A 13,766-nucleotide genomic window follows, 5' to 3' on the forward strand; every position below is an offset into this window, starting at 1 on the left:
GCTCAGAATAACGTCTCGGCCGCATTCATCACGGCTGCACGCTCCCTTTCATCCTCCAATTTATCAGCAATAGCTCGCGCAACTGCCCGCATGGGAGGAATATAAGCCGTCAAATCGCAAGCATCCAGTAGAGCTCGAATCGATCCTGCTTCGTCGGGCAACTGCCCCATTTCAATAAGGGATAGTAAATCGGCAGATAGCTGTACGAATATTCTTAACTGCTTTTCATCCCGTAAAACAGATTTACTCTTTAGCAGTTGAAACAGTGTCTCACCTTGCAAATAGGGAACATCAATCGTTACAAATCGGTTTTTCAAGGCTTCATTGAGCGGCACTGTACCAATATAGCCTTCGTTAATTGCTGCTATAACTCGAAAGTCCGGATGTGCTGTAATGACGTCTCCTGTAAAAGGGTTTGTAATCGATCTACGATGATCCAAAACACCATTTATTAATGGTAAAGTTTCCGGCTTGGCCATATTAATTTCGTCTATGTATAGAAAATGTCCCTTTGTCATGGCTTTCATGATCGGACCGGGAATGAAAGCAATCTGAGTACGCCCCTGCTCATCGTGAGTTAACGTTTTGAATCCAAGCAAGGCTTCAGCATCGAGATCGGTTGAACAGTTTACGGCATGCAGGGGCTGATCAAAGAACGCTGAAACATGCTCAGCCAGCTTCGTCTTTCCAGACCCTGTTGGACCCTTCAACAAGACATTTTTGCCCAAATACAGAGCAATCATGGCATCCGTTAAAATGTCTTCACGAGGGGATTCGAAAGCTGCCGTTCCAATGAGTTTACGATCTTCTAGGGTATGCTCTGTGTGTCTATGCAGCTTATTCTGCTCAATATGCTCACGTATTTCTTGTGGTAAAGTGTCTGTCATCATGACTTTGGTGGTCCTTTCCTGATCCTTTTGTCCTCTTACTATTTATCAGGAAAGCTTATATTGTCAAGCTTTTCACGGCAGCCACGGTTCATCAATAATCGAGTGAGAATAAAAAGCCATCGATTCGCCGCATTTCGGACAACTCGGTTTGGTAGGGATATCATTATAATACAGCGCCAATCCATATGCGGTTTCAAAGTTAATCGCTTGAATCACATCATCCTTATGAACATAATCACACTCTCGCGAACTACAATAAGCACGGACCTTATACCGATTACTCATTCTTACTTACAGACATACCTGGCACTAAAAGTTCAGCTTCTGGTATCATCGTCGAGCTCCTTTTTTGAAGTCATTGAAACCTTTCATTTGGTTTGAACACAAATATATACGACAAAACCCCCAGCAAACAGCTGAGGGAGATCAACTATAGAGCAACTATGGAATAGTTACGCATTTCTCCTTTTTCAAACATCCTTAAGGCAAGACGTTTCTTTGCCCCGAGGAATAGGTTGGGAACGCATATTGGACCATCGTGTTAAATTCATTCAAATACGTATCCATTCGTTTATTATTTCGCTGCTGCGTGTCATAGTACAACATTCGATTCACGAAATGTGGATTCGAAGAGATGAATATATTCGTTTCCGGATAAATACGAGTTAACAAATGTCGAATGGCATTGGAACTTTCCGCTGGAAGTGGTTTGGCCGAGAGCCAATCCATTTGTGCGCCTACCCCCGAGCCGAATAAACCTGCTTCGTTTTCCGGGTCGTTATTTTTACTTAGCATTTTAATGCCATCATCGGCACCCATCGCTTGCATGCCCCCCATATCAACAGCGACATAAATATTGTTGTCAGTTACGGCAACAGCTGTAGATCCTAAGTGCGCCGCTTGAATAATCTGATCCGCTAAATCTCGATTCAGCTGCAAATGCGTGTTGATATGTGCTTTCACATTATCAATCGTAGGTTGAAGTATCGTAGGCTGAGGTGATTGATTGACACTCTTTGCACCCATTGAAGGATTTTCATTGTTTCTTAATCCTGTGTCCCAGCTGCCAGCTCCCGGGTTAGAAGAGCTTGCGCCTGCTTGATTTTTGGGACTCGCTGCTGTACAGCCTGCTGACAGGCCGACGAGTATAGCGGTCACCACGATTTTGAACATCGTTTTTTTCATATAGTCCCCCCTTCTATTAGCTCAAACCTTACTTTTTTTACTTGCATTATCTTCTTGCGTATAAGCAATCAGGGCGACCTCATACCCCAGTTCATCCTTCATACGGGACTCGAGGCTGCGCAGATCTTCCAGCAAATCTTCACGTGTGCCAAAGTTAGCAAAACGGTAGGACTCTGTATCCATGATTTCTCCCCCCTCTCCTAAGCAAAAGCTATTAGAGTTAATATGGACATTTATCCTGATTTTTACTAAACAAAAAAAAGCCCGCCGCCGAATCATCGGCAAGCTGGCTCTGTACAAACATTATGAAGGCATTCAATCATGGCTATTCCTTTTTATTGCGTGTTTCATCCAGTTCTTCAAGCAGCTTACGAACCGCTTCCGGATCTACATTCCCATTTTCACGAAATTCTCTCAGTTTATTTAGAAGGTCCTGTGCAATAGCATCATCCTCAGTTTGCTGCAATTCATGTGATGGGTCAAACCAAATGTAAAATCCCTCTGGACCATTTCGTAAAAAAGATTTTTTCCAATGCTCTGGATAGGCATAACCCTGCTCCCCAAATATCAAACCGAGCACATCATCGCTGTCAATGGGCAGCAAATAATGAAATGATTCCGGCTCACCAGTGTTCGTAAAATCTCGATGCATGTAAGCATAATGAAGATAATGCTCACCTGTCTCTACATCCTTAGACACCTCATACATATCAAGCTCCGTTTGCAGTAACTCCTTCACAGAAATAATCCGCGATGCAATCGTCTCTGCCGAAATCTTTTGCTCCTGTATCAATGATGTTTCCATTTAAACCATCCTCCTTTCAAGCTTCAAATAGTTCGATGCTACGAATCGGATCTGCGTGTTGCCTCAAGAGGAGCACCCCGTAAGGAACGTTTGGGCAGCTTCCATTTATAAAAGACCGATAACATTCTCAGAACCACGATTAGCACAAATAGGACAGCTAACTGCCAAGCGCCTTGCGTCCAACCAAGTCCGACCAACGCGCCTGCCAGCATGCCCCAGACAGCATAAATTTCATCCTTGAGCACGAGCGGCTTACGTCCTGCTAATACATCTCGAACCATCCCTCCGCCAATTCCCGTCAGAACTGCAGCAACAATAATGGCACTAAGCGGATGTCCCATATTCGTTGCATACAGCGCACCCTGGATGGAAAAAGCAGCCAAACCAATCGCATCAAAGAAAGCTTCCCAAGTTTTCCATAATCGGATATATCGAACTGGCATAAAAAACACAAGTGTCATTGCAAACAAAGCTATTTGAAAATATAGACCTTGCTCCCATAACAGAACGATCGGTTTACCGATCAACAAGTTTCGAATAACCCCTCCTCCGAAAGCCGTTACAAGCCCAAGTACATAAACGCCTAATATATCATATTCTTCCTCCATCGCAACTATGGCTCCACTCACCGCGAATGCAATCGTTCCGATGATACTAAATAACTCCCAATTCACTTCCTGCAGCCCCTGTCTACTCGATGTCCCAGTCCAATTTCACTTCATTACCCGTTTGCGACGAACGGTAGATCGCATCCAAGATCAAGTTATTCGTATAGCCTGTCATGACGGATGTCAAAGGCTGTAAGCCGCTCTCGATACACGACAAGAAATGTCTCGCCATACGGACACGAGGTCCTTCATCGAATTCAGGCACCGTAAGGTCAATATCAGCTTCACGGTCGAACATTTCTGCGAACAGCTTCCCTTTCGTCCCACGAATCGAGGCCCCGCCTTCGCTTCCAAGCAGCTGAACATAAGGTTGGTTATCTGTTTCAATGAGAGCTGCCCAACTTACATCCAGAGATAACGTAGCGCCATTGTCAAATTTAATCAGAGCCGTTGCCAAATCCTCCACATCATATTGACCATCCCAGTTGGGTGCCCCCCATGATCCGATCCCTTTTTTACGCGGACCGAATTCAGCGTAGGTCGCTCCATAGACCGATACAGGTTTCGGATTCCCCATCAAATATAGAGATAAATCCAACATATGCACACCAAGATCAATCAGAGGACCGCCACCGGATTTCCCCATTTGCGTAAACCAAGTTCCCCAGCCTGGAATCCCTTTACGTCTTAACCAGCCTGCTTTTGCATGATAAATGTGGCCAAGGGCACCTTTCTCAACCTGCTGTTTCACAGCTAGTGATAAGGCATCCCAACGCAGTTGGTGCGGAATCATCAGAACTTTACCCGCTTTGCGCTCCGCTTCAACAATTTGTTTAGCCGAAGCAAGATTTAATGCCATGGGCTTCTCCAGCATGACGTGCTTACCGGCCTCTAGCGCTTGTACCGCGATAGGCGCATGCCATTCATTAGACACAGCAATGATTACCGCATCTATAGATGGGTCCGAGAGCAGCTTGTCCGTACTTTCATAAACACGTTCAATGTTATGTTCTTTTGCTCTAGCTTCAGCAAGTGGCAAATATACATCTGTAACGGCGGTGATTTCGGCCTCCGGCACTTTTTTCAGCACTTCCATATGTACATTCCCGATATTTCCGGAACCTATTATACCTATTCGAATTGGCTTTCCAGCTGTCATTTCTATATCCTCCAGAACGTGTTTAGATTTCAATCTTTCTTATTATAAATGTGGTTATCCTTCGCCGCAACAGCCAATCTCTTGTGCTCAAATTAATCTTTGAGGAACTGGCCCTCTAGAGCTATTCTTTACATATAATAAATTGCTAAAACTTTTTTAATAGTTTGACCCTAACATATCTAACATTTGAAAAGTATCATTAATGTGAAGACAGACGTAAGTAATGGGTAAGAAGTAAGTAGTAAGAAGTTAGTTTTCCCAAAGGAAAACTCGAAGGAGGGCTTAACATGCAAGCATTAACCATTAGATTCAAAAACAAATCCATCCCCGTGCTTAATTTCACACATAAACGATCACATATGGAACTGTTGTCCAGTAAACTTAAGGAACTTGAGCTGAATTTTGAATTTCGCAAAAAATTAAAAATGATCTCGATGATCGAGATCATTGGTGATGTCGCCATTTTCAAATATAACGACGGCACGAAATTGTATCTAGAAGTTTCTTAATCTTTCGTTGGAAAATATTCTTTCTGTAACTGATCAAGCTCCTGCAGAGAGCGTCGGGCCCACGCTTCCATTTCCGACAGCTTACTGATTTGCGTGAGTAGCGCTCTCTTCAGAGAATCTTGGTAATCCGGAATCTGACCTGCATAAGGACGTATGGTGGATATAGGCATTAAGGCAATTTCTTGAAATGACAACGCTCGTCGTTGATGAAAAAAAGCTACACTTGGATCCATCGGGTTATGTAAATCCCCCTGTGTTGGGTGCTCTTTTACAGCCAGAATGCGGACTGCCGCTTTCATCGAACTGCTTACCTCTACAACCTCACCAAAATATGCTCCTGTTTTATACTCAGCGGTTACGCGATCTCCTATTTGAAAATTACTCATTCGTCAACAACTCCATTCTTCTCAAATTCACATGCGGTTAAGTGGCAGCAGTTTAAGATACAGCTCATCCACCGATTGCATGCGGTATATAAATTCTTTCTCTATTCCCTGTTCTATGATGACTATACATGGTACACTGCTAATTTGCCATTCGCGAGTAATTTGCGGAAGAAAGTTAATATTGCACTTTACAAGTGGTAACGCAGGCATCATTGTCATAATGATGTCTAACATCCGTTCCGTCACTTTGCATGTACCGCAAAAAGGTGTATACAAAAAAACAGCGAACGAACCTTCCTGCGAACTGCTTACTCGCTCTAACAGTTCCTGCTCAGTTAATTCCTGCATACTAGCTCCCTCTTTCATCCAACCAAGCTAAACTATCTACAGCATACGCGATGAGATGAGGGAAATCATCAATCTGACTTTCATCTACTTTGCGTCCGAAGGATAATGTGATTTGATTATGATAAGAAATTGGATGTAAGCCATATTCATAGGAAAGTAGCTGAATGACTTGGGGACGCTGCTCCCAAATGGCACCTAATTGCTCTTCGATATAAGGGCACTCGATATCTGGGTCCTGAACTTTGGTAAAAAGCTTAATGGTCAACGTACAGCCTGGCTTGGCTGTTGGATTTTCTAAAATTTCAGCTGCTAAATCACTCAAATGTACATGCAGGTTAATTTCGGCTTTGCTTGGTTTATCGATCATTCGGGCAAATTCAATCGCATAAGTGCGTGACATCGAGGATAGATCAACTTGATCTTGCCGCCGTGTGATGATAATTTTACCGTCCAAATCCAAGTCATAGACAGCTCCCTCAAGCACAACTTTAATATTGTCATAGATCGTTGGATCAAACATCCCCTACCCCTTCTTTCATCTTTTCTTAGATTCGATTATACTAAAAGCATACCACGTAAAGAAGGTGTTCCTATGTCAGACAAGCCTGAAGATCAAATGGGTGAAGAACAAGGCCCAAAAAAAGTTAGTTTAGCTGACGCCATTAAGCAGAAACTAGCCCAGAAGAAAGCGGATCAAGCCGCTGCACGCGCAAACCCGAAACAAGCTGGAAACAATAATCAAAGCGGTAAAAGTCAAATGACTAAAAAAGTAAACAATCAACGCCGTCGTACTGGCGGCAGCTAAACGTCGCTTTGCGTAGGCAAAAGCGCCCTGAGAGTAATACGTCAGGGCGCTTTTCATTTATCATTACGCGTATTGCGCTTCGCGTTGTTTTTGCACATCTTCGCTTTCTAGGTATTCATCATAGGTGAACATTTTATCGATGAGTCCTTTAGGCGTGATTTCCATAATGCGTGTAGCAATCGTTTGGATGAACTGATGGTCATGGGAGACGAATAGAATCGTTCCGTCGAAGTCAACAAGACCATTGTTAAGTGCTGTAATGGACTCCAAATCCAAATGGTTCGTAGGCTCATCAAGAATGAGGACATTGGATCCGCTTAGCATCATTTTGGAGAACATGCAGCGTACTTTCTCTCCACCCGATAGCACGTTTGCTTTCTTCAGCGCTTCTTCGCCTGAGAACAGCATACGGCCTAGGAAGCCGCGTAAGAAGGATTCATCTTGGTCTTTGGAGTATTGACGAAGCCAATCCACCAAAGTTAAATCAGAGTTGAAATAGTCTTGGCTGTCTTTAGGGAAGTAAGCTTGGGAAGTTGTAATCCCCCATGTGTACGTACCTTCATCAGCTTCCATTTCACCCATCAGGATTTTGAAGAGCGTCGTTTTGGCGATGCCGTCCGGACCAACAAAGGCAACTTTATCCCCTTTATTGATGGTAAACGATATGTTGTCTAACACTTTTACGCCATCAATCGTTTTGGACAATTTCTCAACAGCCAACAACTGCTTACCCGCTTCACGCTCACCTTTGAAGTGAATAAACGGATATTTACGGCTTGATGGTCTAATATCTTCAAGAGTAAGCTTCTCGAGTTGTTTTTTACGGGATGTAGCTTGTTTTGATTTGGAGGCATTCGCGCTAAAGCGTGCGATAAAGGCTTCCAACTCTTTACGTTTTTCTTCCGTTTTCTTGTTCGCGTCTCTCGTCAAACGAAGTGCCAGTTGGCTGGACTCATACCACCAGTCGTAGTTACCGACATACATTTGAATTTTACCAAAATCAATATCCGCAATATGCGTACATACTTGGTTCAGGAAGTGACGATCATGGGATACAACGATAACAGTGCCTTCAAAGCGGGAAAGGAAGTTCTCCAGCCAACGAATGGACTCTAGGTTCAAATGGTTGGTAGGCTCATCCAGCAGCAAAATATTCGGATTACCGAACAAGGCTTGCGCTAAGAGGACACGTACTTTTTCATTACCATCAAGGTCTTTCATTTTCGTGTCATGAATAGAAGTCGGGATACCGAGACCGATGAGAAGCTCAGCTGCATCCGATTCCGCCTGCCAGCCATCTAGATCCTGGAATTCACCTTCGAGTTCAGCTGCCTTCATGCCATCTTCTTCTGTAAAATCAGCTTTGGCATACAAAGCATCTTTCTCTTCCATAATTTTAAACAAGCGAGCATGACCCATCATGACGGTTTTCAACACTTCGATTTCGTCAAACTCGTAATGGTTTTGTTTCAAAACAGCCATTCTTTCACCAGGTGTGATGCTGACTTCGCCTGTGTTAGGCTCAATTTCACCGGAAAGAATTTTCAGAAAAGTTGATTTACCGGCACCATTTGCTCCGATAAGTCCGTAGCAGTTACCCGGTGTAAATTTGATGTTGGCGTCCTCGAATAGGGCTCTCTTGCCGTAACGAAGCGTCACGTTATTAACATTAATCATGTTTAGTACATACCTGCCTTTATAGTAGTTTGTTCTATCATATCATATATAGGGATCTTTAATCGAAGATTAAAGTCTCTCCTTTTTTGGATCCCTAATCGAAGAGCGAAGTCTCTCCTACTTGTTTCGTTCTATTTCCTCTAGCAACTCGGATAAATAAGTCCATCTTTCCATCGCCGCTTCCAGATCCAAAGCTGTTTGCTGCTCTTGCTCATACAGCTCGCGAACACGGTCAAAGTCGCTGCCTGCCGCTTCAATTTGCTTTTTCAAGCTAGCCGCTTTGTCTTCCAGAGAAGCTATCGTACCCTCAATTTCGTCCCATTCCTTCTGTTCTTTGAACGTTAGCTTCTTAGGACGGTTCGCATTCGATGTGCCCCCTGCTGCTGCAGGACTGCTAATAACGGCTGCTGTAGTTGTGTTGGAACCACCATTAGACTTGGCAGAGCTTGCATTGCGTATCAACTCTTTCCGAGTCTGATCAGCTTCTACCTGCTCCTGCTTCTCTTCCAAGTAATCGGAGTAGTTACCAATGTAAGGCTCGATCTGGCCTTTGCCATCAAAAGCAAATAGATGCGAAACCGTACGATCCAAAAAGTATCGATCATGGGAAACTGTAATAACGGCCCCAGGAAATTGATCCAGATAATCTTCCAGTATGGTCAAAGTTTGGATATCCAAGTCGTTGGTCGGCTCATCCAGAAGCAATACGTTCGGTTCTCCCATAAGTGTGCGGAGCAAATAGAGTCTACGCCGTTCACCACCGGAGAGCTTTCCGATTGGCGACCACTGAAGTGTTGGCGAGAAGAGGAAGCGCTCGAGCATTTGCGACGCCGAAATGGTCTCACCATCAGCTGTGCGGATCTGCTCCGCAGCCTCCTTGATGTACTCGATGACGCGCATCTTCTCATCCATCTCGACGTTCTCTTGCGTGTAGTAGGCAAGCTTCACGGTCGTGCCGGTCTCGATCGTCCCGCTATCGGGCTGGATGCGCCCGGCGAGCATGTTCAGCAGCGTCGATTTGCCGCTGCCGTTCGGACCGATGATGCCGAGGCGATCCCTCGGCATCACGATGTAGCTGAAACCGCTCAGCAGCGGCTTCCCGCTCTCGAAAGCTTTGGTGACGTCTTCCAGCTCCATCACCTTCTTGCCAAGACGGCTGCCAGCCAGCGCCATGTCAAGCTTCTCCCCGGGACCATCCACCTTGCGGTCCCGCAGTTCCTCGGCGCGCCCAATGCGCGCCTTCTGTTTGGTCGTGCGCGCCTTCGCGCCGCGACGAAGCCAAGCCAGCTCGCGGCGCAAAAGATTCTGCCGCTTATCTTCGCTGGATGCTTCGGACTCCATCCGCTCCGACTTCTTCTCGAGGAACCACTCGTAGTTCCCCTCGTAGCTGTAGATCTTCCCCCGGTCCAGCTCCAGAATGCGGGTGGTTACCCGCTCTAGGAAGTACCGGTCATGGGTAACGAGCAGCAAGGCTCCGCGCCATTTGCTGAGGAACTCCTCGAGCCAGATGGCCGTCTCGTTATCAATATGGTTCGTCGGCTCATCGAGGATGAGCAGATCGGCGGGCTGAATGAGAACGCGCGCCATGGCAACGCGTTTGCGCTGACCGCCGGACAGCTGGCCGACGGGCTTGTCGAACTCGCTGATGCCTAGCTTCATCAGCACGGTTTTGGCCAAGGTGCTGGCTTCCCAGGCACCTTGCTCATCCATGCGCGACTGGGCGCTGAACAGTCGCGTTTGTTTCTTCTCATTGGAGGCGTCCAGCTCCAACTCAGCAAGCGCAAGCTCATAGTCGCGGAGCGTCTTCATGAGCGGCGTATCGCCGTGGAATACTTGCTCTAGAACCGTAGAATTCGGATCGAACTCCGGGTTCTGCGGCAAGTATTCCACACGGAAATGGTTCGCGTGCACGAGCTTGCCGCGATCCGCTGTTTCCAGCCCCGCCAGCAGCTTCAGCAGCGTGGATTTGCCTGTGCCGTTCACGCCAATGAGACCGATGCGCTGCTTCTCGTTCACCGTGAACGAAATATCATCGAACAGCACCTTGTCGCCGAATGTTTTCGTTATATTGACTGCACTAAGTATATTCATACGTGGGCTGGCTCCATGATATAGGCCGCAAGAAGAGCTGCTGTATTCACTACAGCATCCATATGCGTTCTTTCCATGCTATGTGACGCATGAACACCTGGTCCCACCAATGCAGCACGAATATCGCGTCCGCCTCTAAGCGCGGCAGAAGCATCTGAACCGTATCGCGGATAAATATCAACGGCATAGCCGATTTCCAGCTTCTCGGCCAGTTCAATCATTTTCGAAGTCATCTGATAATCATAAGGACCTGAGGAATCCTTCGCGCAAATCGATACATCACGCTCGCTTCCGCTCAAATCATCACCAAGAGCACCCATATCTACAGCAATAAAATCTGTAATATCGTCAGGGATGAAGGAAGAACCATGACCAACCTCTTCATAATTGGAGAAGAACAGCTTGATCGTAAATTCAGGCTTCAAGCCCTCATCTTTGATCAGCTTTAAAAGCCCAAATAAGGAAGCAACACTCGCTTTATCATCCAAATGACGCGACTTCACGAAGCCATTTTCCTTCACTTGTACGCGCGGATCGAACGAAATATAATCCCCCACCCGAATGCCAAGATCTTGTACCTCTTTCTTGGTCTTCACAAGCTCATCAATACGCACTTCCATGTTGGCTTCATCCCGTTTATACTCTCTGGCGTCTTCATACACATGCACAGATGGCCTCGACGTCAGAATAGTTCCATCATATACGCGTTCATCGCGCGTATGAATTTGAACGTATTCATTTTCAATAGCGCCCATCATAAAGCCGCCCAATGAAGTGATTTTCAAAGTGCCATTATCTTTGATCGAACGAACCATTGCGCCGAGTGTATCCACGTGTGCAGAAATGCCAATGACACGGTCTTGGCTGGTACCTGGTATCGTCACAATACCGCAGCCCTTATTCGTATATGTAAGCTCAAATCCGAGCTTATTCACTTCTTGTTCAACTTTTTGCATAATGTGGTGCGTGTAACCTGTTGGGCTTGGAGTCCGCAGAAGCAGCTCTAGAATTTCTGTCATATAAGCTTTATTTAAGTTCGTTTTCACTCGGGATTCCTCCCTTTTCTATTTATTAGTTTTCCTCTAAAGACATGAGAAAACCTCTACCCTCGGCCATTCAAAGATGAGCGACCGCGTTTAGAGGTAGGTTTTATCGCCAATAAGAAAGCGGTTTTCGTGATCCGAAAACTTATACTTACTTATGTGGTAAAAAACAGTGCAGCCTAGGTTTCAAAAGCAAGTTGATGACATAAGTCACAAACGAGTCTCTTCTAGTGATACTACACTGTTCCCCTATGTTTTTCAAACTAGATTAGCTTACAAAATCAACACAAATGGACGTTCCATCAAGAACTGTCTTCATATGGGCCTTCACTTCTTCATGAATGGGATGCGTGTCATATACCTTGAGATCCTCTAAGGAATCGAATTTGGTAATCAAAGCAATATCATACGAACGTTCCAGATGCAAAATGTCGGTTCCAACTTCGATATGCCGCAGGACCGGGATTTTACCTTCCATGTTCGTAAGTACAGCCTTGGTTACTTCAACCGCTTCCGGACTGCGATCTTTGAGCTTAAAAAACACAACGTGAGTTAACATGAATGAAATCCCCCTAATTGGTTACTTTTGCAGACCATTCTTCAACATCCCACACTCTTGTTACCCAACCTTCATAAAATTCAGGTTCGTGACAAACGAGCAGAACGGTACCTTTATATTCTTTCAAAGCCCTTTGAAGCTCTTCTTTGGCAACAACGTCCAAATGGTTCGTAGGCTCATCGAATAACAACCAGTTACTTTCTCTCATCAGCAGTTTACAAAGCCTTACTTTCGCTTGTTCACCACCGCTAAGCTTACCCATAGCACGTGTGATGTGCTCATTTTTGAGCCCGACTCGGGCAAGTGCCCCTCTGACTTCATTCTGAGTCATCGAAGAGAACTCGTTCCATACGTCGTCGATCGGTGTCATACTCGGTGCTTTTACCTCTTGTTCAAAATAGGCAGGACTCAAGTAGTCCCCGCGGTATGTTTTGCCGTTGAAAGGCTCAAGCTTTCCAAGAATCGTTTTGAGAAGTGTAGATTTACCAACACCGTTGCATCCGACAATAGCAATTTTCTCGCCGCGCTCAATCGTTACATTCATCTTCGGTAAAAGAGGACGATCATAACCGATTTCCAAGTTTTCCGCTTCAAAAACAACTCTGCTGCTTGAACGCGATTCCTTGAACACAAAAGTCGGTTTCATTGCCGTCTCTGGACGCTCAATTCGGTCAATCTTATCAAGTTGTTTCTCCCGGCTCTTGGCACGGGTTGAAGTTGACGCCCGCGCTTTATTTCGCGCGATGAAATCTTCTTGCTTTTTAATGTACTCTTGCTGCTTTTCATAAGCATCAATATGCTGTGTTTTGTTCATTTCAGCCATATCCAGGAATTTCTCATAATTTGCCGTATAACGTGTCAGCTTCGTGAATTCCAAGTGGTATACTACGTTAACGACTTCATTCATGAATTCAGTGTCATGTGAAATCAACATAAAGGCAAATGGATAATCTTTAAGGTACATTTTCAACCATTCAATATGTTCAACGTCCAAGTAGTTGGTCGGCTCATCTAAGAGAAGAACAGTCGGTTTCTCCAAAAGTAGTTTAGCCAAAAGAACTTTCGTCCGCTGTCCACCGCTTAGGGAAGTAACATCACGGTCTAAACCAATGGCATTAAGGCCAAGACCGTTACCCATTTCTTCGATTTTCACATCCAGCATATAGAAACCGCCGATATCCAAACGCTCTTGAATTTCGCCCATTTGCTCCAGAAGAACCTCAAGCTCTTCCGGTGTGGCATCACCCATTTTCTCGGTAATCGTCATCATCTCCTTCTCCGCTTCAAAGAGAGGAAGAAAAGCATCGCGCAAAATATCGCGAATGGTTTTGCCCGGTTCTAACACGGAATGCTGGTCCAAATAACCGTAATGAACGCGCGGCGTCCATTCAACCTTACCTGTATCTTTAAGAACTTTTCCGGTTAATATATTCATTAACGTGGATTTACCCACGCCATTAGCTCCAACAATACCGACACGCTCGCCAGCGAGCAGACGGAAGGAAACATTTTTAAATAACGTACGATCTCCAAAGCTATGGCTTAAATCTTCAATTGTCAAAAGACTCATCTCGTAATTCCAAACTCCTGTCTATTTCGAAGATAATCGCACATACTCGCGACTTCTTATTATAACACTGCTTATGCAAGACAGGAATAGGTAAATTCATCTGGGAAGCGTATTCATTGGCTTTTATACAA

17 protein-coding genes are annotated in these 13,766 nt (G+C 45.1%); 2 read left to right on the forward strand and 15 right to left on the reverse strand.

The annotated features are described in order from the left end of the window. Positions 1-2: 2 nt before the first annotated feature. From GC098_RS29605 to GC098_RS29635, 7 genes are all read right to left on the reverse strand, one after another. Positions 3-887, reverse strand: coding sequence for an ATP-binding protein (locus tag GC098_RS29605; protein WP_246359045.1), 885 nt, complete (start codon positions 885-887; stop codon positions 3-5). A gap of 75 nt (positions 888-962) precedes the next feature. Beyond that, positions 963-1,175, reverse strand: a complete 213-nt coding sequence (locus tag GC098_RS29610; RefSeq protein WP_171647004.1) for a hypothetical protein — start codon at positions 1,173-1,175, stop codon at positions 963-965. Between the two features lie 195 nt (positions 1,176-1,370). Then, entirely contained in the window at positions 1,371-2,075 is a 705-nt protein-coding gene (locus tag GC098_RS29615) for a hypothetical protein (protein WP_171647006.1), read from the reverse strand. 21 nt (positions 2,076-2,096) lie between these two features. Beyond that, positions 2,097-2,258, reverse strand: a complete 162-nt coding sequence (locus GC098_RS29620; RefSeq protein ID WP_171647008.1) for a hypothetical protein — start codon at positions 2,256-2,258, stop codon at positions 2,097-2,099. Positions 2,259-2,400: 142 nt separating this feature from the next. Beyond that, positions 2,401-2,880, reverse strand: coding sequence for a hypothetical protein (locus GC098_RS29625; protein ID WP_171647009.1), 480 nt, complete (start codon positions 2,878-2,880; stop codon positions 2,401-2,403). 38 nt (positions 2,881-2,918) lie between these two features. Then, positions 2,919-3,554, reverse strand: coding sequence for a trimeric intracellular cation channel family protein (locus GC098_RS29630; RefSeq protein WP_171647011.1), 636 nt, complete (start codon positions 3,552-3,554; stop codon positions 2,919-2,921). A gap of 16 nt (positions 3,555-3,570) precedes the next feature. Continuing rightward, on the reverse strand, positions 3,571-4,647 hold the full coding sequence (locus GC098_RS29635; protein WP_057302394.1) for a Gfo/Idh/MocA family protein: 1,077 nt from the start codon (positions 4,645-4,647) through the stop codon (positions 3,571-3,573). 287 nt (positions 4,648-4,934) lie between these two features. Between GC098_RS29635 and GC098_RS29640 the strand changes: the two genes are divergently transcribed. Continuing rightward, positions 4,935-5,156, forward strand: coding sequence for a hypothetical protein (locus GC098_RS29640; protein WP_171647013.1), 222 nt, complete (start codon positions 4,935-4,937; stop codon positions 5,154-5,156). Here the strand turns inward: GC098_RS29640 and kapB are convergent. Genes kapB through GC098_RS29655 form a run of 3 tightly spaced genes read right to left on the reverse strand, consistent with a single transcriptional unit; the run spans position 5,153 to position 6,410 of the window. Further along, positions 5,153-5,542, reverse strand: coding sequence for a kinase-associated lipoprotein KapB (gene kapB, locus GC098_RS29645; protein WP_171647015.1), 390 nt, complete (start codon positions 5,540-5,542; stop codon positions 5,153-5,155). The two genes, GC098_RS29640 and kapB, sit on opposite strands and share 4 nt — an antisense overlap. Before the next feature lie 27 nt (positions 5,543-5,569). Beyond that, positions 5,570-5,890, reverse strand: coding sequence for a thioredoxin family protein (locus tag GC098_RS29650; protein WP_171647017.1), 321 nt, complete (start codon positions 5,888-5,890; stop codon positions 5,570-5,572). A gap of 1 nt (position 5,891) precedes the next feature. Next, positions 5,892-6,410, reverse strand: coding sequence for a hypothetical protein (locus GC098_RS29655; protein ID WP_171647019.1), 519 nt, complete (start codon positions 6,408-6,410; stop codon positions 5,892-5,894). 96 nt (positions 6,411-6,506) lie between these two features. On the opposite strand from GC098_RS29655, the gene GC098_RS29660 reads away from it, so the two are divergent. Further along, positions 6,507-6,695, forward strand: a complete 189-nt coding sequence (locus GC098_RS29660) for a hypothetical protein (protein ID WP_052228570.1) — start codon at positions 6,507-6,509, stop codon at positions 6,693-6,695. 63 nt (positions 6,696-6,758) lie between these two features. On the opposite strand, the gene GC098_RS29665 is transcribed toward GC098_RS29660, so the two are convergent. The 5 genes from GC098_RS29665 to GC098_RS29685 all read right to left on the reverse strand — a co-directional run bounded on the left by GC098_RS29665 (position 6,759) and on the right by GC098_RS29685 (position 13,635). Next, positions 6,759-8,372: an ABC-F family ATP-binding cassette domain-containing protein gene (locus GC098_RS29665; protein WP_171647021.1), complete on the reverse strand. Its 1,614-nt coding sequence runs from the start codon at positions 8,370-8,372 to the stop codon at positions 6,759-6,761. Positions 8,373-8,489: 117 nt separating this feature from the next. Next, entirely contained in the window at positions 8,490-10,463 is a 1,974-nt protein-coding gene (locus tag GC098_RS29670; protein ID WP_171647023.1) for an ABC-F family ATP-binding cassette domain-containing protein, read from the reverse strand. After that, positions 10,460-11,509: a M42 family metallopeptidase gene (locus GC098_RS29675; protein ID WP_312880424.1), complete on the reverse strand. Its 1,050-nt coding sequence runs from the start codon at positions 11,507-11,509 to the stop codon at positions 10,460-10,462. The genes GC098_RS29670 and GC098_RS29675 overlap by 4 nt, the downstream gene beginning before the upstream one ends. Positions 11,510-11,774: 265 nt before the next feature. Further along, complete coding sequence (locus tag GC098_RS29680; protein WP_167054146.1) at positions 11,775-12,065, reverse strand: Dabb family protein; 291 nt, start codon at positions 12,063-12,065, stop codon at positions 11,775-11,777. Between the two features lie 13 nt (positions 12,066-12,078). Continuing rightward, complete coding sequence (locus GC098_RS29685) at positions 12,079-13,635, reverse strand: ABC-F family ATP-binding cassette domain-containing protein (RefSeq protein WP_171647025.1); 1,557 nt, start codon at positions 13,633-13,635, stop codon at positions 12,079-12,081. Positions 13,636-13,766: the final 131 nt, after the last annotated feature.

It is taken from the genome of Paenibacillus phytorum (assembly GCF_013141715.1).
GTDB classification, from domain to species: domain Bacteria; phylum Bacillota; class Bacilli; order Paenibacillales; family NBRC-103111; genus Paenibacillus_E; species Paenibacillus_E phytorum.